This window comes from Vibrio sp. 10N.261.55.A10 (genome assembly GCF_041470825.1).
Lineage (GTDB): Bacteria > Pseudomonadota > Gammaproteobacteria > Enterobacterales > Vibrionaceae > Vibrio > Vibrio crassostreae_C.
Genome location: NZ_JBFRNC010000003.1, coordinates 125,261 through 145,527 on the forward strand (window position 1 = coordinate 125,261; position 20,267 = coordinate 145,527).

The following is a 20,267-nucleotide window of genomic DNA, read 5'->3' on the forward strand; positions in this document are numbered from 1 at the left end:
CTGACAACAAAGTAAATAAAAACGCTACCTGATGATATACACATAGTACTTCAAGTTTATAAGATATTGTCCACTTCTTGACCTGAACTGAATACCCGTAGTTACGGCCTTGCTCGCTCAGGTCTTCAGTGCAACGACTGCTAATTTAAAAATGGGCAGGAGATATCACCGACGTAGCTACAAACAAATATTGGCTATAATTAGTTGCCATTATTGACCTTTATTCAAGGCAAGTTATTGGTTGGTTTATGGGTACGAGAATAAAGGCCTCATTGATCTGTGATGTCTTATCGATGGCTTTATTTCGCCGAGAGTTTCCTGAAACGGTTATTACTCATAGCGAGGTAGTCAGTATTGTTTGAAATACTATTGAGGCCTCATAAGCACCTATAACCTAAAGCAAAGTATGAGTAGGAAAAGAAATTGCTGGGATATAGAAAAGGGCTAATACGCTTAGGTAATAGCTTCTAACTCGATCAGGTTATCAAGGGCTTCTTGGTCGGTTTTACCACAAATGACAGGGCAAGCTTTGAATTGGTGACATACCTTCGGGCGTGAAGGTTGACCAAATAATTTGCAGAGATCTTGCTCATTTAATTGGATGCAGCGTACCCCAGCAGGCTTACCATTAGGCATTCCAGGAATAGCAGATGTAATACTTGGAGCGATACAGCATGCTCCACAACCTAGGCGACATTCCATCAAATTAAACTCACTAAATAACAGGATGCGCGATAGTAGCAAAAAATGATGAGAGTGACAGCTGTTGATTGAATCAAAGAATGAACAATTATTATCCTTGAACTTTTTATGGGCTAGCGGTATAACACGCACCCCAGTAAAAGAGTAAGAAGTAATCCTATGACGAATCCATTTTGGCAAGAAAAGACACTAGAACAGATGACCGAGAATGAGTGGGAATCACTTTGCGACGGTTGTGGTAAGTGCTGCCTACATAAACTAATGGATGAAGATAGCGATGAAGTTTACTACACCAATGTGGCGTGTAGCTGGTTAAACGACAAAACATGTTCGTGTAAAGATTACCCGAACCGCTTCACTTCAGGTGAAGAGTGTTTGAAGCTGACTCGTGACAAGATCGATGAGTTTCACTGGCTACCAGACACTTGTGCTTACCGTCTTCTATCAGAATCTAAGCCGATCCCTGAATGGCACCCGTTGATCACCGGATCAAAAACAGAGATGCATGCAGCAGGTGAAAGCGTTCGTAACAAAGTGGTATACGAAATCGATGTTGTCGATTGGGAAGATCACATCTTGAACCACCCGAACCGCTAGTTAACGAAGACTAGTCAATCACCCGAATAAAAAAAGGCTCACATTTCTGTGAGCCTTTGTCGTATTTAGGAGGGTCCAAATCAATGGACTGTGTCATGGCTAATGTCAAGCAAGCGGTAAGTCTGCAACCACCTGGTTGAACGTGATACGAGCATTCTGAGCTTGCTCAGATAACTCGATCTTTTTCGCTTGTGCGGCACTAAGATTACTCTCGGCCTGCTCAAGTGCTTGTTGTAGATTCTCTGGTAACTCGTGAGTTTCCATTTGTGAACCTTGTTCTAGCACATAAGCGCGAATTTCTTTCTTCACTGCGGCAAGTTCTGTGTAAGCAACACGCTCAAGTTCTGCGGCTTCTTGTGCTGCATCTCTTTCTTTCTCAAACTGAGCCAACGCCATACCTTCAGCAGACCAAGGGTCCATGTCTGGCAGTTCTTCGATGTTGATCGTTGGCTCGATATACGCATCTTGATGGCGTAGGTCGAGGTTAGTCGCACGAACCGCTGAAATCATCAGCATCACAGAGATAGCAAGCAGTGGTAAGCCACCAACAATCGCCGCCGTTTGTAGCGTACTTAGACCGCCTAAGAACATTAGAATCGTTGGTAAGAACGACAGAGTAAATGCCCAGAACATACGGTTCCAGCGCATTGGCTCTTCGGTCACGTTGTTTTGTACAACAGACGCTAGGATGTATGAGATAGAGTCAAATGTTGTTGCCGTGAAAATGATACACAGCATTGTAAATACAGCGATAACTAGCGTGCTCATTGGCAATTGTGCAAGCATCGAGAAGATAGCTTTGGTTGCGCCTTCCGCATTCAAAATGGCAACGACATCTAGCTCACCAGAAAGCTGCAGTGATAGGCCGTAGTTACCTAAGATCATGAAGAACAGGAAACAACCTAGAGAACCAAAGAAGATCGACCCTGACACCATTTGTTTGATGGTTCTGCCGCGAGAGATACGCGCAACAAACAGACCCATACTCGGTGCAAATACTAGCCACCATGCCCAGTAGAAAATCGTCCAGTCTTGTGGGAAGTGAGTGTTTTCGAATGTACCGTAACCACCAAATGGTTCAGCCCACGTTGCCATCACGAAGAAGTTAGACAGTAGACGACCAATTGAGTCTAAGCCTGTTTCTAACATGAAGATTGTTGGACCCGCGATCAGAACGAAAGCCAGTAGACCCATCGCACCCCAGAAGTTGATGTTACTTAGGATCTTGATGCCTTTTTCCAATCCAGCATAAGATGAGTAAGCAAAAATCGCAGTACACACTAAAAGCACCATCACTTGCGTTAGGTTATTTTTAGGTAGACCAAATAGGTGATTTAGACCTTCAGTGATCAGAGGAGCGGCTAAACCTAATGTTGTTGCAGCGCCGCCTAATAGACCGAAAATGAATAGGATATCAACGATCTTTCCTGGTACGCCTTTACTACGGTGTTCACCAAGAACAGGCATTAATGCGCTTGAAATCTTTAGAACAGGTTGTTTACGTACGTAGAAGAAGTAAGCGATAGGAATTGCCGGGATTAGGTAGATAGACCATGCGATTGGTCCCCAGTGGAATAGGCCGTAGGTCGCAGCCCAGCGTACTGCTTCTTCACTGCCAGGTTCTAGTTGGAAAGGCGGTGATTGGTAGTAGTAAGCCCACTCAATACAGCCCCAATACAAGATACTTGCACCGATACCGCCACAAAATAGCATGGCAGCCCATGATGCAGTTTTAAACTCAGGCTCTTCATCAGCTTCGCCCAGTTTAATTTGTCCCATATCACTGAATACTACGTACACCATAAATGCACAGGCTGCGAGACCTAGAGCAAGATACAGGAATCCGAGTTGATCAGTCATGAATGTTTTCGCAACCGCAATCCAGTCTGCGCCCTGTGCAGGGAACAAAATGAGCGGGAAAACTATCGTGAGTAGGAGTGCTATAGCACCAAAAAAGGTTGGCTTATCGATAAGCTCAAAAGTGTTTTTCACGAGTATTATTCCATTAAAATGAGAGCGGAATTATGGAATGAACTCGTTTTTTAGACCTAATCGGGTCTATTGTCGTAACGATAAATCGCTTTTATTCTAGAGAATGCGATAGGTTGGCAAGGCTAAATGAGTGCGAGAAGAATACCGCCTACGGTTGCCGCTGCGGACAGGTATTGCCCCGCTGAATAAGAACTATCATCTTCTTCTTCAATCTTATCTGGGTGATCCATACCCAAGGCACCATGAGCGAATGACTCAACTTTATCGGTAACTGTCGCGTTTTCTGCTTCGACTTTCTTCGCTTCTTTATCAATTTCTTTTAGGGCAGATAAGAGTGCTTTGCCTTCATCAGAAAGCCTAACCGTATTTTGCTCAACCTTAAGCGGTGTAGGCTTTTCAGCTTCGTTAGCTGAACTCTTAGCGTTCATCTGCGAAGGCGAATACAGCTGAGTATTACTCGTTCCTACTGGCGTCATATAGCTCTCCTTACCTATCCTTAAATATAGTATCGGCAGAGGTGTGAAAAACTTGTGCAATTAATCATCGATAGTGATGTTTTTTTATTCGCACATTACATTTTCGTCTGCTTGGTTAAATCGTCTATTTACTAAGCAAGTCTTGTGCCGATAAGAATGTTTGATTTTAGATAGAGTTAGGATGAATGACGGGAACGTGATCAAGTTGTGACGATGGGCTAATTATCTAGGATTAGCCCATCGACTCTTTAGCTTAGAAGAGTGGATCAACAGATCCTACTCACACTCTAGGCTAGCGCTACGTTTTGACAGATGCTTGTATGCCTTCATTCGGTTCTCTTTCTTTACAAAGCGAGCCGGCGGCGAAAGCACTTCAAGCTGATAATCACCGCTATCCGATGACATCGCTTCAACCGGGCTGATGATGGCGATTTTTAAATCAGGGTTACGACGTAGAATTGATGCCGCCGTCCCTAAACCACCCTCGGTGTGGAACTTGCCAGCCACGTGAATCACTTGTTTATCAGGGTTTGATGCTAGGTAATCCACAATCGACTCAGCCATGGTTTCGTCCCAGGTAACCTGAGCGGCAAACTGCTTTTCTGTTTGCTCTGGCGTACCGTGATGCATAGAAGCCATGAACTTTTCTTTGTAAGGGCTATCGCCAGTATCCACTTCGGCAGCAATCCATTGGCGTTGCTCGGTCGATAATTGGTCTAGGTAAGGCAATCCTTTACGGCCAATACACTGCACGAATGGCTTTGGTGCATTTGCCGCAATAACATCGACGTCGTTGGCTTTTGCGAACTCAACTAACGCGCGGTAATCACTTTCGTAATTTGGCCAAGCTGCCGCTTGAGACATGAGAATTTGTTCGCCAATTTCGCCGTTTAAGTATTGGTCAAGTGTGGCTTGGTGCTCTCGAGTGAACTGTTCCATTGAAAGCGCAATGTTTGATGTTGCGTTGCGGCGCGCTTTTAAGAAGTCGGTTTGGAAGCGGTGAATGGCAGAATGCGTGTGCCATTCGCCAATTAGAAGCACATCAGCGTCAATCAGCTGCTCGGGTAATGCATCGAGAGAAAGTGTTTCGCCTTGTGGAGAAGCGAACTGGTAGTCATAGAATGTGGAAACGGATTCCGTTTGAGCCACTTTTTGAGAAGTGTCTTTTGCAGGTTGACTAGCACAAGCCGTGAGAAGAGTAGCTAATCCGATAAGAATAATACGTTGCATGAAATGCCTCCTTGAAGAACACGCATACTAAAGGAGGCAAGATAAGATTTCAATGCAAACGATAATCAATATCAATTAAATTTGTTTGCGGTACACTCGCAGCATAAAGTCAGCTTCACAGTTGAATTGCTCTGCCTCGGTGAGTTGTAGTTTAAACTCTTCACTCGCCTTCCAAGCAAACGGCGTCATCTGTAGCAGGTCGAATGCATCTGACCCCGATAGTTCCATCATATAGTTTAGTTGCTCTTGATGCTCAAGCGTAAAACCTTCGATCACTTCTGGATCTTCGTCGTGCAAGCGAACGCCATCATAAATTGCATCACGCAGTTGATACAGGTGTCGGCTAGCTGGTGTCACGGTGATCACCACACCATTATCTTTGATGGTGCGTTGTAACTCTTCAGCCTTGCAAGGCGCGTAAATGCGTAGAATTCCGTCTAAGCTGTTTTCAGCAAAGGGTAGGCGATGGCTTGATGCAACTGAGAAGTCGACAGCAGGGTAGCGTTTAGCGGCGTATTTGATAGCAATCTTAGAAATGTCTAGGCCAAAAGTAGCCCCTTTCTTTTCTTGAAGATTCACAGCAATTTCGTTGGTGTAATAACCTTCGCCACAACCAATATCCAATAGGCTAGGCGTCTCTTCTGGTAGATAGCGAGAACACAACGTCACCACCGCTTGGCGCATTGGGTCATAGTGGTTACCTTCAAGGAAGCGACGACGTGCCTGCATCATCTCTTTGTTGTCACCTGGATCTTTTGAGCGTTTGTGGTGCGCAGGCATCAAATTGACGTAGCCTTCTTTCGCTAGGTCGAACTGATGGTTCTTTTCACACTTAAACGTACGATCGTTTTGAGATAAAGGTTGGTGACACAAAGGGCATTGGTAAGTCATGGAGACCTCTAAAGGAGAATAGACAGCGCAAGTGTAACGAGCTAAAACCAAAAAGTAAAAGAGCGACATAAAGCCGCTCAAAAATCGTTTTTTATAACTGTATTTATACGGTTATTGGGCACTAATCACAGTGATCAGTTGGTGGTTTTCACCCGGCCGGAGTGTTTTACCGGCTTCTAGGCTTGGCGCGTGCAGTGTTGATTCTACGCACATCATAGTTAGGTAACCATCGTCTTGCATGTCGCCCATACTTGCAGCGCCTTCTGCCCACGGGTTCCACAGTACTGCAGAGTTATGACCGTGGTTTTCAACTGTTAGCGTGCGATCCAGCTTCTTGTCAGCAACAAAGATTTGCGCTTCTGGTTGCGTGTAAACGCGGTCAATCGTGTCGGTCAGTACCAGTTCAGATCCACCTTGGCAGTTCTTGCCACCTTGCAGGCTATCAATGTACTCAGCACCCATACCAGTGGTGGTTGTGTTGTGGATATCGCCAACGTTTAGGTAAGTGTGTAGTGCACCAGAGAAAGTCCATGGCTGAGAATCAGTGTTCTTCACGTCCAGCGTTACTTTTAGTTGTTCGCCGATCTCAACATTCAAGCGAGCATCAAACTGATGAGGCCATACTGCTAGCGTCTCTTCGCTTGGCTTCAGACCTAAGCTAACAATCACGCCAGCTTCGCTTTCACGGTGTTCAACCAATTGCCATTCACTTGAACGGGCAAAACCATGTGCTGGTGCTGCAATGCGACCAAACCAAGGCCAACATACTGGAATACCACCACGCAGAGCCGTTTTACCATCGAACTTAGCTTGTTGGCTCATCCAAATTAGGTCTTCTTGACCTTGCGGTTGGAATGACACCACATGGCCGCCAAACAGTGAAATCGCTGCGTTTGCTTTATCGTGGATAATGCGAACCAGTTTTACACCTTCGTGTTCAACGATAGTGACGTTGTCAGAAAGTACCGCCAGTGCAGGTAGAGTAGATAAATCCATTACATGATCCTTCTAAGGAAATTGAATTCAAATGCTGACTAGAGTGATGCTTGTGTTTTCATGAGTAACAAGCAGAGTCAGTATTAGAATTGAATTTTGCGTTTGGGCTATCTTGATGAGCTTAGACAAACGCGGTTTAAAAGATAGCAGGCATTAAAAAGGCGACACTAAGGTCGCCTTTTTCAAAGTCTGCTCAAAACAGTCTTCGCTAATGCTTATCTAAAGCGATTTCTAAAAAGAAATTACTTAGAGATGTGAGCGATTAGGTCTAGAACTTTGTTTGAGTAACCGATTTCGTTGTCGTACCAAGATACAACTTTAACGAATTTGTCAGTTAGAGCAACACCAGCTTTAGCATCGAATACTGAAGTTTGAACTTCACCGATGAAATCTTGTGATACTACTTGGTCTTCAGTGTAACCAAGAACGCCAGCCATTTCGCCTTCAGAAGCTTCTTTCATTGCAGCACAAATTTCTTCGTAAGATGCAGCTTCTTTTAGGTTAACTGTTAGGTCAACTACAGATACGTTAGCAGTTGGTACACGGAAAGCCATACCAGTTAGAAGGCCGTTTAGTTCTGGAAGAACAACGCCTACAGCTTTAGCAGCACCAGTTGAAGATGGGATGATGTTTTGAGAAGCACCACGGCCACCGCGCCAGTCTTTAGCAGAAGGGCCATCTACAGTTTTTTGAGTTGCTGTAGTAGCGTGAACTGTAGTCATAAGACCAGACTCAATGCCCCACTTATCGTTAAGTACTTTAGCGATAGGTGCAAGACAGTTAGTAGTACAAGAAGCGTTAGAAACGATGTCTTGACCAGCGTAAGATGCTTGGTTAACGCCCATTACGAACATTGGAGTTGCATCTTTAGAAGGACCAGTAAGAACTACTTTCTTAGCGCCAGCAGTGATGTGCTTACGTGCAGTCTCGTCAGTTAGGAAAAGACCAGTTGCTTCAGCAACTACGTCTACGTCGATAGCATCCCACTTAAGGTCTTCTGGGTTACGCTCAGCTGTAACACGTACAGTTTTACCGTTAACGATTAGGTTACCGCCTTCAACTTCAACAGTACCGTTGAAACGGCCGTGAGTTGAGTCGTACTTAAGCATGTATGCCATGTACTCTACGTCGATTAGATCGTTAATACCTACTACTTCGATGTCTGCACGCTCTTGAGCTGCGCGGAATACGAAACGGCCGATACGGCCAAAACCGTTAATACCTACTTTGATAGTCATTGTAGTTGCTCCACAACTTAATTTCTGATTAAAGATAACTGGTAGTAAAATTACAGAATCCAGTATACATCTGCAATAGATAATCCGACTTAACTTGTTTAATGTCAAAAAAAAGCGACGCTTTTCTTAACAATTGGGTGTAAGTGATTGAAAATTGACCATTGCAAGTGGCTCTGTACCCTTCCAGTTGGGTAAAATACCCCTAAATGATGATTCACTTATGAGTGTATATGTACAATGTTTCCTGGTGAGAAAGTATGTGCTACAAAACGACTCATATGCAAGCCTTTATAGAAAAAAGTAAATATAATAACTGAGAATGTGGAGAGATATTAACGTGATTCAAAAGGGAGGAAATATGATAAAGCCTGATGAATACTGGCGTGAGCGCCTAACGGACGACGAATTTTCAGTGTGTCGTGAGCGTGGTACTGAAGCCCCATATAGCGGCAAGTTACTGCACAACCATAAGACTGGCGTCTATAGCTGCACATGCTGTGAAAGCCCTTTGTTTCTGTCGGATAACAAATATGACTCTGGGTGTGGTTGGCCAAGCTTTGATGCCCCAGTGAATGATGAAGCAGTACGCTATATAGAAGATCTAAGTCACGGAATGAAGCGTGTAGAGATCCGTTGTACCGCCTGTGATAGCCATTTAGGTCACGTTTTTCCAGATGGCCCGAAGACCACAGGTGAACGGTTCTGTGTTAATTCAGTGTCGTTAATTTTCAACAAAAATGACGAAAGTACGAAATAACTTGTAACTATTGTCTAATCCTTACAGGTCGCATTTGTCGATTTAGGAATGCTGAAACGCCCAAGATTTCAGATTTAACTCTAGTACAAATAAAAACAGCTACCAAAAAGGTAGCTGTTTTTATTTGAAAGCAGGTGAATAAGAAGCTTAAGTAAGAACACTATAAATGAAGCGATCAGTAACTCGGGACGATTGAAGGGCTGTAAATTCCATCCTCAATCGCTTCGACGATGTTATCTGCGTCTTTATTTAGCTTCTTATAGGTTGCCTTGTCGAAATGGTACAACACCGTGAGCTCGGCTTCAGAAGCAATCGGCACGTCAAAGTCTTTGGCAACCATTGCCCAAACGTACGCTTTTTCCATATGTCCCAGGCTGTGGTTGATACTGGCCATCGACTTAAAGATTTCAGTGTTGGCTACCGAGCCATTAGAAAGCGTTAGCGCATTATTGAGTAGCTTAAGTGTCTTTATATGATTGCGGGTGGTATAGAAGGTTGCCAAGGCATATTGCATCTCAGCTGTGTTTAACGCTTCAGAGCCTTCTAGTTGTAGGAAACTGCGTCTGGCATTGGTGTCCCCAGTTTGCGACCACAAGAAGTAAAGCGTTTCCGGTGTATCAGATTTCGATAGCTCATCAACAATGCGCTCAGACTCTTCGATACTGTGCATTAAAGAGGTAAAGCGACGCTCTTGCAGCTTAGATTGATCGATCGTTTCGATCTGTGCCGCGAGCTCTAGGCACTTTTTGTAGGCAGTGACTAATTCGAATTCTTTAATTTTGTTGATTTCGGTGGGTTGCTTCTGAACTTCAAATCGATGCCAGATGAGGTCGGTACGTGCGACACGACATTGCCCATCGTTCATGTTCAATTGTTCACACTGAAGACCCGGATTGCTTTGGCACAGTTGATCGGTATTTTTGTTCCCTTCAAGACACCCAACCAGAGTGAAAGGCAATAGGCTAATCGCCAACCATTTCATAATTTTCATATTCCTTCACTTGTGATCAGATGCACTTATTATCGGTCAGGTTCTTGACTCAATTCTGTTACGGGTTATTTTCTGGTGAAAATTGTTAAAACTAAGGCTTTACCATGGATGCAGAACAACTTCTTAGCGCAATGACACCCGAGGTCTACGAACGTTTAACCTACGCAGTTGAAACGGGTAAATGGCCAGAAGGTACGGCGCTCTCAAAAGAACAGCGCGACTCGTGTATGCAAGCGGTTATGTTATACCAATCTAAACATAACTCTGAAGCTCAACATATGACAATTGCAGCTGGTGGTGAGATTAGCTTTAAATCTAAGTCTGAACTAAAGAAACAGTTTAAGTCAGATCAAGAAGACATTGTTAGGGTTAACCCGAATCATTAAGCTTAAATTACAACAAAGGGGTGGCAATGTGCCACCCCTTTTAGTTTAACTCGTTTATTTATAAGCAATAAAACGATTTAGTTCACGTTAAGCCGCCGTTACTTTCATAGAATAACTGGCTTTAACGTGAATCCTTGAACAGGTTATAAGCTCATCTCACCGCGCAATACTTGTTGCATCTGAGCCTTCACTTCTTCGTAGCCTAGGTTTTGGCTTAATAGATAATGCAACTTCGCCAGTGCCGCTTCTGGTGTCATATCGTAACCACTCACCACGCCCGCTTCTGCTAGTGCACAACCTGTCGCGTAACCACCCATGTTGACTTTACCAGCCAAACATTGAGTTAGGTTCACCACAATAACACCGCGCTCTGAGGCATCTTTCAGGTGCTGAAGCAGTTCTGGGTTTTGTGGTGCGTTACCCACACCGAAAGTAAGCAGAATCATCGCGTTAACAGGTTGTAATAGCGTGTTACGGATAACTTCGTGTGAGATGCCTGGGTACATTGTGATTACGCCGATAGGTTGCGGAGTAATGTTATGAACCTTGAAAGCACCTTTAGGTTGTTCGTTTACCTTTACGTTATTGCTAAGTTGGATATTGATACCCGCTTCTAGCAATGGATTCAGGTTTGGAGACGTAAACGCATTGAAGCCATCTGCGTGTGATTTTGTGCTGCGGTTACCACGCATCAACTTGTTGTTGAAGAACAGTGTCACTTCGTTGATAGGGTAGTTTGCGGCAATGTGTAGCGCATTCAGCAGGTTTGCTTGTCCGTCTGAACGAAGCTCTGCTAGTGGGATCTGAGAGCCCGTAACAATCACAGGTTTGCCGAGGTTTTCAAGCATGAAAGACAGTGCAGAGGCAGTGTAAGCCATAGTGTCTGTGCCATGCAGGATAACGAAACCATCGTACTTATCGTAGTTCGCGCGAATGTCATCAGCGATAGTCTGCCAATCAAGTGGCGTCATATCTGAAGAGTCCATTAATGGAGAGTATTCGTGAATGGTGTACTTAGGCATCTCTGGGCGATGGAATTCAGGCATGCCAGCTAGCTGCTTATCCATGAAACCTGCGACTGGAACATAGCCGTGGTCAATAGACTTCTGCATGCCAATTGTGCCGCCGGTGTACGCGATATAGATGTGTTTTCTTTCCATGGCGATTAATACTTAGTGTGATGTAGGGAACAGGGGGGCGATTATAGCGAATTATCATGCAATAAAAAGAGGCACCTCACACAGAGGTACCCCTTAGTCATTGAGTTATTGGCTCAACTTATTGAACTTGGCAATTTAAGCAGAAAGCGTATCGGCCTTGTGGGTCGTTAAAGCTGCCTAACAGCTGGCTATCTTGAGCTAACTGCTGAGTAACAGGCTGTAAACTGCTTGGTATCATCGATTGAATATCTAGGCCTATCGACATCTGAACTTGGTTCATAAATTCTTGAATAAATTGTTCAGTGGCCGAAAGTGGCTCTTCTACCCAGTAGATGTTGTAGCTTTCAAGCTCTGCAAGTGAAGCCGCAGCTGCAACCGCATCATCGAAATCACCAATCTCATCGACTAAGCCTTTCTGAATCGCATCTTGACCTGTCCAAACTCGACCTTGAGCAATCTTGTCGACAGCATCGACTTCCAGACCGCGATTTTCTCCAACTAGGCTGATGAATCGGCGGTATCCGTTTTCAATGCCCATTTGGAACGCGTCTTTCGCGCCATCGCTAAGTCCAGTTGTAATACCAAGACCTGAGAAAGGTGAGGTGCCAACGCCATCAGTGTATACACCAATATCGTTCAACCCTTTTTCGAAGGTGGTGATAACACTGAAGATACCAATTGAACCCGTTAGTGTGGTTGGCTGAGCTAGGATCTTATCCGCACCCATCGAGATCCAGTAACCACCCGAAGCAGCAAGGCTCGACATCGACACAACAACCGGTTTACCCGCTTGCTTGATCGCTTCTATTTCATTACGGATAACTTCAGAAGCAAAGGCACTGCCACCTGGGCTATCGACACGAAGTACAACCGCTTTCACTTTATCGTCGTTACGTGCTTGGCGCAGTAGGGCTGCTGTGGTATCGCCGCCAACGGTGCCACGTGGTTGCTTGCCATCCATAATTGCGCCGCTCGCTACAATCACGGCAACGTCGTGTGATTCACTAGTCATGTTTGGAAGCATGGTTGTACGGTATTCGTAGTAACCAAACGCGTTGTAGCTGTCTTGGCCGTCACTGCCGAAAACATCGGCAAGCTCTAGTCGAACTTGCTGGCGTGTCGCTAGCTCATCCACTAAGCCAAGTTTCTCGGCCAGTTTTGCAATGTCACCGTCCACAGACTCAAGTTCTTTCAAGAAGGTGTCCATGCTTGGGTTCAGTGTCTTAGCGTCTATTTGACGGTTGTTGCTGACGTCATCAACGTACGCACCCCATAGTTGGCTTAACCAACGAGAAGCGGACTCTTTCGCTGCGTCTGACATGTCATCACGAATGAAAGGCTCAATAGCTGACTTATAAGTGCCCACACGGAACACGTGCGTGTTTACGTCTAGTTTCTCTAACAACGTTTTGTAGTAAAGCGAGTAAGCGCTATAGCCTTTAAGAAGAACCCCACCATCTGGTGATAGGAAGACCTTAGTTGCGTAGCTGGCTAGGTAGTATTGGCTTTGGTTGTAAAAGTCACCCACCGCATAAATCGGTTTGCCTGTTGCTTTGAACTCATTCAATGCTTTAGCAATGTAGCGTAGCTTGGTCAGGTTGGTTTCTGGCAGCTCTTTGAGAGCTAAAACGATACCAGTAACCTTGTCATCGTCTTTTGCGTAGCGAATCGTTTCAACGATATCAAACAGGATGTTCTCTTTTGGAAGGTCTTTGCCAAGTAGTGAACCTGTGACCGAATCCATCGGATTGATATAGCGGCTTTGTTCCACAATAGGGCCAGACAGATTAAGCACTAAAGCCGAATCCTGAGGAACCGTCGGTTGAGCCGTATCTGAATGGAAGTACACAAAGTAGATGATGGCGATACTGAGTAAAAAGACTAGGTTAACCAGCGCAAGACGTACAAACGTAATGAGCTTCCAAATCCCTTTAAAGAACATGCCTATAAATTTGAATATTTTTTTCATTCTGTCTCCGCAGTGAGATTACGTCGCTTTAACAAGCCGTAGTACCATTAATCTCAATAATATGAACTGCTTAGTATCCTACGATAATTCCCAAGCTCAAACTACACCAAGAATTGTTAATCGATATATATTCTCATTAAGTGTAGTCAAATTAAGGGCTTCTGAACGATTAATACCTTCAGCATTATGATCGGTGTTACAAAAATGTAAACGGTTGTTTGAACTTTTGGTAATTGAACTATACTGTGGTCAGACCACAAGGATAAAATAATAGAAGTGATGTCTGCCATGTACCCACATTTACTTGAACCACTCGATCTTGGATTTACCCAGTTACGTAACCGTGTATTGATGGGATCAATGCATACAGGTTTAGAAGAAAATAAAGAAGGTCTCCACAAACTCGCCGCGTTTTATGAAGAGCGAGCAAAAGGAGGCGTTGGCCTTATTGTTACCGGTGGTTTCTCTCCTAATTTACGTGGCAGATTAACCCCATTTAGTGCTGAATTCAGTAAAGTGAAGCATGCAAAAGCTCACCAAGTTGTTACCGAGGCCGTGCACAAGCATGGCGGTAAGATTGCCCTTCAGTTGCTGCATGCTGGCCGCTATGCGATGCACCCATTCGCGCAAAGTGCTTCGGGTATTAAAGCGCCAATCGCTAAGTTCGCACCGAGTGAGATGAGCCCTCGTCAGATCAAAAAGACCATCGGTGCCTTTGCCAATAGTGCAGAGCTAGCTCAGGTTGCTGGCTATGACGGTATTGAGATCATGGGCTCTGAAGGTTACTTGATTAACCAATTCATCTGTAAGCGTACCAACATGCGTTACGACGAATGGGGCGGTTCTTATGAGAAGCGCATGCGTTTCCCGCTGGAGATTGTTAAATCGATTCGCGAAGCAGTGGGTGACGACTTCATTATTATTTTCCGACTGTCGATGCTGGATTTGGTTGAGCAAGGCAGCACCTTTGAAGATGTTGTTCTATTGGCTCAAAAGCTGGAAGAAGCAGGCGTGACTATTATCAATACCGGTATCGGTTGGCATGAAGCACGTGTTCCGACTATCGCGACGCAAGTACCACGAGGCGCATTCTCTTGGGTGACGGAAAAAGTGAAACCATACGTGTCGATCCCAGTGGTGACATGTAACCGAATTAATACGCCAGAAGAGGCCGAACGTATTCTTAGCTCTGGGCAGGCTGATATGGTGTCTATGGCGCGTCCATTCTTGGCAGACCCGGATTTTGTTAATAAAGCAGCTCAAGACCAAGCTCAGTTCATCAATACCTGTATCGGTTGTAACCAAGCTTGCCTTGATAACGTGTTTAAAGGTAAACGTGCGAGCTGTTTGGTGAACCCACGCGCTTGTTACGAGACTGAAATTGTTGTTCAGCCAGCGCAAGCGACTAAGACCATTGCGGTTGTCGGCGCAGGCCCAGCCGGTTTAGCCTGTGCAACGACTTTAGCTCAGCGTGGGCATAAGGTTGACTTGATTGAGAAAAATGACCGTATCGGCGGTCAGTTTAGATTGGCAATGCAGATTCCGGGTAAAGAAGAATTCAGAGAAACGATTCGCTACTTTGCTAACCAAATCGACGCATCAGGCGTGAACCTGAAACTGGATACTGAGGCAACGTTTGAGATGTTGTTGAAGTACGATGAAGTCGTGATGGCGGCTGGCGTAGAGCCAAGAAAGCTCGATATTGAGGGCATTGACCAAGAAAACGTGGTCGATTACCAAACCTTGATTCGTGAAAAGACACCAGTAGGCGAAAAGGTCGCGATTGTTGGTGCTGGTGGTATTGGTGTCGATGTGGCAACCATGCTGACAGAACCGACTTCACACAGCCTAGACGATTGGCTGCATGAGTGGGGCATCGATAAGAATATGGAACACCCAGGCGGACTTTACCCTTACCCTGATTCATTCAGCGATAAAACGGTGTGGGTGATGCAGCGTAAAGCGGGTCGTGTTGGTAAAGGTCCGGGCAAAACTACAGGCTGGATTCACAAACGCACACTAGAAAAACGCGGTGTTAATCTACTGGGTGGCGTGAGCTACAACAAGATTGATGACCAAGGTCTGCATATCAGCGTTGGTAAGAAAGAGCAGGTGCTGGATGCTGACTCGGTTATCGTATGTGCAGGTCAGGTGTCAGTTCGTCCATTCGAAGACATGTGGCAAGAGTTTGGTGGCAAACTGCATGTGATAGGCGGCGCCGATTACGCGGGTGAATTGGATGCAGTACGCGCAATTCGTCAAGGTGTTGAGCTAGCGATTAAGTTATAGAATCAGCTATCAAACTGTAATCTTATCAGTAGATATTGTTACTTAATTTGCTGAGTTAGATTTTGAACAAGGCTCCTAAGTCATAGATTTAGGAGCCTTTATTGTTTCTAATCTAGCCTAAATGGACAGCCGTTGAGATTTATTATCGTTTGTATTCTGTGCTAAAGTTCAAGTATACAAATAATAAAGAAATAGTAAGGACTTCAAATGGATGCTTTGGATCTATTGCTCAACAGACGCTCAATCGCAAAACTCTCTGATCCGGCACCTGAAGGTGTGGCGTTAGAAAACATCATCAAAGCAGGGCTGCGTGCTCCAGACCACGGTGCACTAACACCATGGCGCTTTGTTATCGCGCAAGGTTCAGGCCTACAAAAGCTTTCAGACATCTTGGTGCGCGCCGCTGAAGCGGATGACAGCGAAGAAGCGGTTATCGAGAAAGTAAAAAAAGCGCCGTTCCGAGCTCCGATGGTGATTACTGTGATTGCCAAAGTAACTGAGCACGAGAAAGTGCCTGCTATCGAACAACATCTGTCTGCGGGTTGTGCTGCACAGGCGATGCAAATGGCCGCAGTCGCACAAGGTTTCCAAGGCTTTTGGCGCTCAGGTAAATGGATGTTCCACCCAGAAGTACACCAAGCATTTGGCCTAGAAGGCGACGATGAAATTGTTGGCTTCCTATACCTAGGCACTCCAGGCTGTACACCAATGAAAGTGCCAGAGCGCGACTTCTCTAAGTTCGTTGAGTTTTTATAAAGAAAGCTGAAGCTTGAATAGTGGAATGCTAACTGTATAAACAACCAGTTTTTCTTGATTTATTAGAGCCACATTAGATAATGTGGCTCTAATTGTTTGTAGCATCTGGAAAAACATGTCTCGCCTTATTATTGCTGAAAAACCAAGCCTCGGCCGCGCGATCGCCGCTGCACTACCTAATCCACAAAAGAAAGACCAAGGGTTTATCAAATGTGGCAATGGGGATGTGGTGACTTGGTGTATTGGACACTTATTGGAGCAGGTTGAGCCGGATGCTTATGACGACCGTTATAAGAAGTGGAATTTAGCCGATCTTCCTATCGTGCCGGAGCAATGGCAGCTAAGACCGCGTAAGACTTCAAGCAAACAGCTCACGGTGATCCGAAAGCTATTGAAGGACGCCACTCAAATTGTTCACGCCGGAGACCCGGATAGAGAAGGGCAGTTGCTGGTTGATGAAGTGATTGATTACTGCAAAGTCTCTAAGGCTAAGAAAGAGTCGATGGACAGGCTACTGATCAGCGACTTGAACTTACCTGCCGTAAAACGTGCACTTTCTCAAATGCGCAGCAACCGTGACTTTATTCCGCTTTCTATTTCCGCATTAGCGCGCTCTAGAGCCGATTGGCTGTATGGCATGAACATGACTCGTGCTTATACCTTACTCGGTCAAAAGGCTGGCTACCAAGGTGTGTTGTCGGTCGGGCGAGTACAAACGCCTGTACTTGGTTTGGTGGTAAGGCGCGATGAAGAGATCGAAAACTTTATTCCGAAAGATTACTTCACTTTGCACGCTTTGATCCCTTATCAAAATCACGGCCAGAGCTTTGATATTCGTGCGCGTTGGAAGCCAAGCGAAGCATGTAAACCATGGCAAGATGAAGAAGGGCGCGTGCTCAATCGAAAGCTGGTTGAGAATGTGGCTAACCGAATTGCGAATCACCCCGCGACGGTGACGGAATCAGAGCAAAAGCAAAGTAAACAAGCTGCGCCACTGCCTTACTCGCTGTCAGCCTTGCAGATTGATGCGTCTAAGCGTTTTGGTATGAGTGCTCAACAGGTGTTAGATACGTGTCAGTCATTGTACGAGAAACACAAACTCATCACTTACCCACGTTCTGATAGCCGCTATCTACCTAAAGAGCACTACTCGCAGCGAGAATCGATCGTTGATGCTATCGCTAACAATGCGAAAGAGCTGCAAAGTGGCGCTCAAGGTGCGGACCTTTCTCTTAAATCAAAAGCATGGAACGACAGTAAGGTCGATGCTCACCACGCGATTATTCCTACTCCGAAGAAGTCATCGGTGAACGGCCTGTCTGCCAACGAGATGAAAATCTATCAGCAAATCGCTCGTCAGTATCTAATGCAGTTTTACCCACCTGCGGTTTTTGCTGATGCTAAGCTGGTCTTTGATATCGCTGGTGGCGTGTTCATCGCAAAAGGGCGTCAGCTTATCAACCCGGGTTGGAAGGTGTTGATGGGTAAAACGGATACCGAAGAAAAAGGGGATGGCACGGATACGGTTCCTCCATTGGATAAAGGTACGGTGTTGACGTGCCGTGAAGGCGTGATTGGTGATAAGAAAACTGAGCCACCAAAACACTTCACGGAAGCGACATTGCTTCAAGCGATGACAGGTATCGCGCGTTTTGTTGCGAACAAAGATCTCAAAGCCATTTTGAAAGAAACCGATGGCCTTGGCACAGAAGCCACCCGTGCGGGTATTCTCGATACTTTATTCAAAAGGCAGCTGCTAACGCGCCAAGGTAAGAGTATTCACAGTAGCCCTGCGGGCAGAGGCTTGATTCATGCCTTACCTGAGGATTCTACCTTTCCAGACATGACAGCGCACTGGGAGCACCAGTTGCAAGGCATGGCAGAACGCAATCAAGCGTATCAACCTTTTATGCAAGCGCTAGAAAGCAAGATTGATGGTTTAATGGGTAAAGTAAAAACGGGAGAAGTTCCTGAATCACTCCGCCACCTTCCTAAAGTCGAAAGACCAGCGTTTAAACGTCGTAAAGGCGGTGGGGCGAAGAAGTCTTACGCCAAGACAGGTACGTATGCTAAGAAAGGTACTTCCGCTAAAAAGAGCACTAAAAGCTAAGACTTATTGAGGTTAGGATTAGCGACCGACTTTACGGCCACAACGTTTAAACAGTTGCTGCCAATAGTCAACATGGCGACGAGTGGATGATCGAAAGGCTTGATGTGCATCTTGGATGGGAAAGTAATAACTGTGCAGTTCAGGTTGCGCGTCAAACATTCCTAGTTGCGGGGCTATGTGCTGATAGTAGCCATCCAGTTGCGCCATGTAAGGCTGAACCTTACCTATGTATTGTTGCTCGAACACATTGTTGAGATAGCGGAACTTAGTGGTGTCTCGTTGTTTACCACAGATGATCTTGTCATCAAAAGTTGTCAGCTGTTTGGTGATGGTATCAAGCTCAACTGACGCCCGAGCGAGCGAGTAGTATAAATCCCCAAGGGTCGAACTCTTCTCTAATACTTCTTGAACCTCAGTGGTTTTGCCGGAAACGAGCGATGTGTTTAACGCTTGATTGATGTGTTCTAACGCATCACTGGTTTGTCGTACCTGATCGCCTATATCAGCGCGTAACCACTGACTACCCCGCATTTGTGACTGCATCGCATCGCTGGCATAGATGAGATTCCATTGATGCAGTGGAAACTGTGCGAGTTTCTGTTGCTCAATTTCTCTTAGTAATTCTACGATCTCTGGGTCTAATTCATTACTGGATAAACATTTGCCCACGCCTTCAAGTAGCGCGACTTGATAATCGTAATTACGAAACTCATCCGCGACCTTGCCCAGAACCGAATTTCTTTCTGCAATCAGATTGAACAATCCACACTGACGAAGCTGGTAGCTGTCGATGAGGCCGATAGAGAGTGAGGGCACGTCAAGCAGCAGTTCTCGTTTTCTCGGTAGGCTTTCAAATTCCCATTCCTCTATTATCTCGTCAGCATCTTGTACTCTGGCTATCTTTGTTTGATAGTCGTCGAACAAGTCGCCGGGGCCATCACTGAAACAGCCAGCTAGCATCACTGTTAGACAAAACAGCGTTGAGTGCTTAACTAGGTTTGAGAGATGCCCTGCATTCATCTGTGGATTACCAGTCAATTTCGCTGCCATCCAAATTGAAGAAGTGACCACTCACTTCGGTATTCGCTGACTCGATGACTTCAATCAGGCCGGAAGCTGAAGTGTCGGTGTCGATCAGAGCATTAGGGCCACCCATTTCAGTCTGCACCCAACCTGGATGCAGTGCTAACACCGTAAAGCCATCATCGGTTAAGTCGTTGCTTAGGCTCTTCACCACGGAGTTTAGAGCGGCTTTAGAGGAGCGATAGATGTAACCGCCGCCTGAGGTGTTCTCTGACATACTGCCGACTCTAGAGGATAAACAAGCGACCTTTTTGATATGGCTGTCTTCTAATAAAGGCAATAGCGTTTCGACAAGTTTCAGCGGAGCAATGGTGTTGACTTCGAATACACGACGCCACTCTTCAACATCGGTATTACCCAGCCCATAGCCTTTTGGACCATAGTAGCCAGCGTTGTTGATCAAGATATCAATCGACTCTATTTGCGAAGGGAGTTGGCTTACTGCTTGGTAATCGGTTATCTCTAATTGAATGCAGGTAAGGTTGGTGTTGTGGTCTGCGAGTGAGAGCAGTTCTTTTGCTGAATGGGTATCACGATAAGTCGCGTACACCTTGTGGTTACCTTCCAAGTATTGTCGAGTCAGGCTTAAGCCAATGCCGCGGTTCGCTCCAGTAATAAAAATAACGCTCATGGTGATTCCTTTT

18 protein-coding genes and 1 pseudogene are annotated in these 20,267 nt (G+C 45.4%); 7 read left to right on the plus strand and 12 right to left on the minus strand.

The window, feature by feature from the left end; translation table 11 throughout:
- Positions 1 to 91 precede the first annotated feature (91 nt).
- Positions 92 to 433 (plus strand): annotated as a pseudogene (locus AB4274_RS00840) (DDE-type integrase/transposase/recombinase); the annotation flags it as partial.
- Between the two features lie 20 nt (positions 434 to 453).
- Here AB4274_RS00840 and AB4274_RS00845 read toward each other — a convergent pair.
- Positions 454 to 702 (minus strand): YkgJ family cysteine cluster protein, encoded by a 249-nt coding sequence (locus AB4274_RS00845; protein WP_017059389.1) that lies wholly within the window; start codon positions 700 to 702, stop codon positions 454 to 456.
- 159 nt (positions 703 to 861) lie between these two features.
- Here AB4274_RS00845 and AB4274_RS00850 point away from each other — a divergent pair, with 159 nt between their 5' ends.
- Positions 862 to 1,299: a YcgN family cysteine cluster protein gene (locus AB4274_RS00850; RefSeq protein ID WP_017059388.1), complete on the plus strand. Its 438-nt coding sequence runs from the start codon at positions 862 to 864 to the stop codon at positions 1,297 to 1,299.
- Positions 1,300 to 1,404: 105 nt separating this feature from the next.
- On the opposite strand, the gene AB4274_RS00855 is transcribed toward AB4274_RS00850, so the two are convergent.
- The 6 genes from AB4274_RS00855 to gap form a co-directional block, all read right to left on the minus strand.
- Positions 1,405 to 3,291, minus strand: a complete 1,887-nt coding sequence (locus AB4274_RS00855) for a BCCT family transporter (protein ID WP_017063436.1) — start codon at positions 3,289 to 3,291, stop codon at positions 1,405 to 1,407.
- Positions 3,292 to 3,413: 122 nt separating this feature from the next.
- Positions 3,414 to 3,767 carry a hypothetical protein gene (locus AB4274_RS00860; RefSeq protein WP_372110572.1) on the minus strand — a complete coding sequence of 118 codons (354 nt, stop codon included), beginning with the start codon at positions 3,765 to 3,767 and terminating at the stop codon, positions 3,414 to 3,416.
- Positions 3,768 to 4,043: 276 nt separating this feature from the next.
- Positions 4,044 to 4,997, minus strand: a complete 954-nt coding sequence (locus AB4274_RS00865) for a ChaN family lipoprotein (RefSeq protein WP_372110574.1) — start codon at positions 4,995 to 4,997, stop codon at positions 4,044 to 4,046.
- Between the two features lie 75 nt (positions 4,998 to 5,072).
- Positions 5,073 to 5,888 (minus strand): 23S rRNA (guanine(745)-N(1))-methyltransferase, encoded by an 816-nt coding sequence (rlmA, locus tag AB4274_RS00870; RefSeq protein WP_017059384.1) that lies wholly within the window; start codon positions 5,886 to 5,888, stop codon positions 5,073 to 5,075.
- A gap of 111 nt (positions 5,889 to 5,999) precedes the next feature.
- On the minus strand, positions 6,000 to 6,884 hold the full coding sequence (locus AB4274_RS00875; RefSeq protein ID WP_372110576.1) for a D-hexose-6-phosphate mutarotase: 885 nt from the start codon (positions 6,882 to 6,884) through the stop codon (positions 6,000 to 6,002).
- 242 nt (positions 6,885 to 7,126) lie between these two features.
- A complete protein-coding gene (gene gap / locus AB4274_RS00880) occupies positions 7,127 to 8,122 on the minus strand; it encodes a type I glyceraldehyde-3-phosphate dehydrogenase (RefSeq protein ID WP_017059382.1) in 996 nt (331 codons plus the stop codon).
- Between the two features lie 319 nt (positions 8,123 to 8,441).
- Here gap and msrB point away from each other — a divergent pair, with 319 nt between their 5' ends.
- A complete protein-coding gene (msrB, locus tag AB4274_RS00885; RefSeq protein ID WP_080582205.1) occupies positions 8,442 to 8,879 on the plus strand; it encodes a peptide-methionine (R)-S-oxide reductase MsrB in 438 nt (145 codons plus the stop codon).
- A gap of 175 nt (positions 8,880 to 9,054) precedes the next feature.
- Here the strand turns inward: msrB and AB4274_RS00890 are convergent, their stop codons facing one another.
- A complete protein-coding gene (locus AB4274_RS00890) occupies positions 9,055 to 9,861 on the minus strand; it encodes a DUF2989 domain-containing protein (protein WP_017059380.1) in 807 nt (268 codons plus the stop codon).
- Between the two features lie 113 nt (positions 9,862 to 9,974).
- Here AB4274_RS00890 and AB4274_RS00895 point away from each other — a divergent pair, with 113 nt between their 5' ends.
- A complete protein-coding gene (locus tag AB4274_RS00895; RefSeq protein ID WP_010437067.1) occupies positions 9,975 to 10,256 on the plus strand; it encodes a YeaC family protein in 282 nt (93 codons plus the stop codon).
- 143 nt (positions 10,257 to 10,399) lie between these two features.
- On the opposite strand, the gene ansA is transcribed toward AB4274_RS00895, so the two are convergent.
- Together ansA and sppA are read right to left on the minus strand one after the other, a co-directional pair.
- Positions 10,400 to 11,416 (minus strand): asparaginase, encoded by a 1,017-nt coding sequence (ansA, locus tag AB4274_RS00900; protein ID WP_017063439.1) that lies wholly within the window; start codon positions 11,414 to 11,416, stop codon positions 10,400 to 10,402.
- A 118-nt stretch (positions 11,417 to 11,534) separates the two neighbouring features.
- Positions 11,535 to 13,385: a signal peptide peptidase SppA gene (gene sppA, locus AB4274_RS00905; RefSeq protein WP_029235699.1), complete on the minus strand. Its 1,851-nt coding sequence runs from the start codon at positions 13,383 to 13,385 to the stop codon at positions 11,535 to 11,537.
- A gap of 279 nt (positions 13,386 to 13,664) precedes the next feature.
- On the opposite strand from sppA, the gene AB4274_RS00910 reads away from it, so the two are divergent.
- The 3 genes from AB4274_RS00910 to AB4274_RS00920 all read left to right on the plus strand — a co-directional run bounded on the left by AB4274_RS00910 (position 13,665) and on the right by AB4274_RS00920 (position 18,540).
- Positions 13,665 to 15,674 (plus strand): NADPH-dependent 2,4-dienoyl-CoA reductase, encoded by a 2,010-nt coding sequence (locus AB4274_RS00910; protein WP_017070327.1) that lies wholly within the window; start codon positions 13,665 to 13,667, stop codon positions 15,672 to 15,674.
- Positions 15,675 to 15,881: 207 nt separating this feature from the next.
- A complete protein-coding gene (locus AB4274_RS00915; protein ID WP_017059376.1) occupies positions 15,882 to 16,430 on the plus strand; it encodes an NAD(P)H nitroreductase in 549 nt (182 codons plus the stop codon).
- 115 nt (positions 16,431 to 16,545) lie between these two features.
- Complete coding sequence (locus AB4274_RS00920) at positions 16,546 to 18,540, plus strand: DNA topoisomerase III (RefSeq protein WP_372110577.1); 1,995 nt, start codon at positions 16,546 to 16,548, stop codon at positions 18,538 to 18,540.
- Between the two features lie 18 nt (positions 18,541 to 18,558).
- Here the strand turns inward: AB4274_RS00920 and AB4274_RS00925 are convergent, their stop codons facing one another.
- Together AB4274_RS00925 and AB4274_RS00930 are read right to left on the minus strand one after the other, a co-directional pair.
- Entirely contained in the window at positions 18,559 to 19,590 is a 1,032-nt protein-coding gene (locus AB4274_RS00925) for a DUF3080 domain-containing protein (RefSeq protein ID WP_017063445.1), read from the minus strand.
- Positions 19,568 to 20,254 carry an SDR family oxidoreductase gene (locus tag AB4274_RS00930; protein ID WP_372110579.1) on the minus strand — a complete coding sequence of 229 codons (687 nt, stop codon included), beginning with the start codon at positions 20,252 to 20,254 and terminating at the stop codon, positions 19,568 to 19,570. The genes AB4274_RS00925 and AB4274_RS00930 overlap by 23 nt, the downstream gene beginning before the upstream one ends.
- Positions 20,255 to 20,267: the final 13 nt, after the last annotated feature.

Bases quoted from the DNA above. Each gene is read 5' to 3' on its own strand.
- AB4274_RS00845 (WP_017059389.1), bottom strand. From the start codon at position 702: ATGGAATGTCGCCTAGGTTGTGGAGCATGCTGTATCGCTCCAAGTATT.
- rlmA (WP_017059384.1), bottom strand. From the start codon at position 5,888: ATGACTTACCAATGCCCTTTGTGTCACCAACCTTTATCTCAAAACGAT.
- AB4274_RS00930 (WP_372110579.1), bottom strand. From the start codon at position 20,254: ATGAGCGTTATTTTTATTACTGGAGCGAACCGCGGCATTGGCTTAAGC.
- AB4274_RS00920 (WP_372110577.1), top strand. From the start codon at position 16,546: ATGTCTCGCCTTATTATTGCTGAAAAACCAAGCCTCGGCCGCGCGATC.
- AB4274_RS00895 (WP_010437067.1), top strand. From the start codon at position 9,975: ATGGATGCAGAACAACTTCTTAGCGCAATGACACCCGAGGTCTACGAA.
- AB4274_RS00860 (WP_372110572.1), bottom strand. From the start codon at position 3,767: ATGACGCCAGTAGGAACGAGTAATACTCAGCTGTATTCGCCTTCGCAG.
- msrB (WP_080582205.1), top strand. From the start codon at position 8,442: ATGTGGAGAGATATTAACGTGATTCAAAAGGGAGGAAATATGATAAAG.
- AB4274_RS00875 (WP_372110576.1), bottom strand. From the start codon at position 6,884: ATGGATTTATCTACTCTACCTGCACTGGCGGTACTTTCTGACAACGTC.
- AB4274_RS00890 (WP_017059380.1), bottom strand. From the start codon at position 9,861: ATGAAATGGTTGGCGATTAGCCTATTGCCTTTCACTCTGGTTGGGTGT.
- AB4274_RS00865 (WP_372110574.1), bottom strand. From the start codon at position 4,997: ATGCAACGTATTATTCTTATCGGATTAGCTACTCTTCTCACGGCTTGT.
- AB4274_RS00915 (WP_017059376.1), top strand. From the start codon at position 15,882: ATGGATGCTTTGGATCTATTGCTCAACAGACGCTCAATCGCAAAACTC.
- ansA (WP_017063439.1), bottom strand. From the start codon at position 11,416: ATGGAAAGAAAACACATCTATATCGCGTACACCGGCGGCACAATTGGC.
- gap (WP_017059382.1), bottom strand. From the start codon at position 8,122: ATGACTATCAAAGTAGGTATTAACGGTTTTGGCCGTATCGGCCGTTTC.
- sppA (WP_029235699.1), bottom strand. From the start codon at position 13,385: ATGAAAAAAATATTCAAATTTATAGGCATGTTCTTTAAAGGGATTTGG.
- AB4274_RS00910 (WP_017070327.1), top strand. From the start codon at position 13,665: ATGTCTGCCATGTACCCACATTTACTTGAACCACTCGATCTTGGATTT.
- AB4274_RS00850 (WP_017059388.1), top strand. From the start codon at position 862: ATGACGAATCCATTTTGGCAAGAAAAGACACTAGAACAGATGACCGAG.
- AB4274_RS00925 (WP_017063445.1), bottom strand. From the start codon at position 19,590: ATGGCAGCGAAATTGACTGGTAATCCACAGATGAATGCAGGGCATCTC.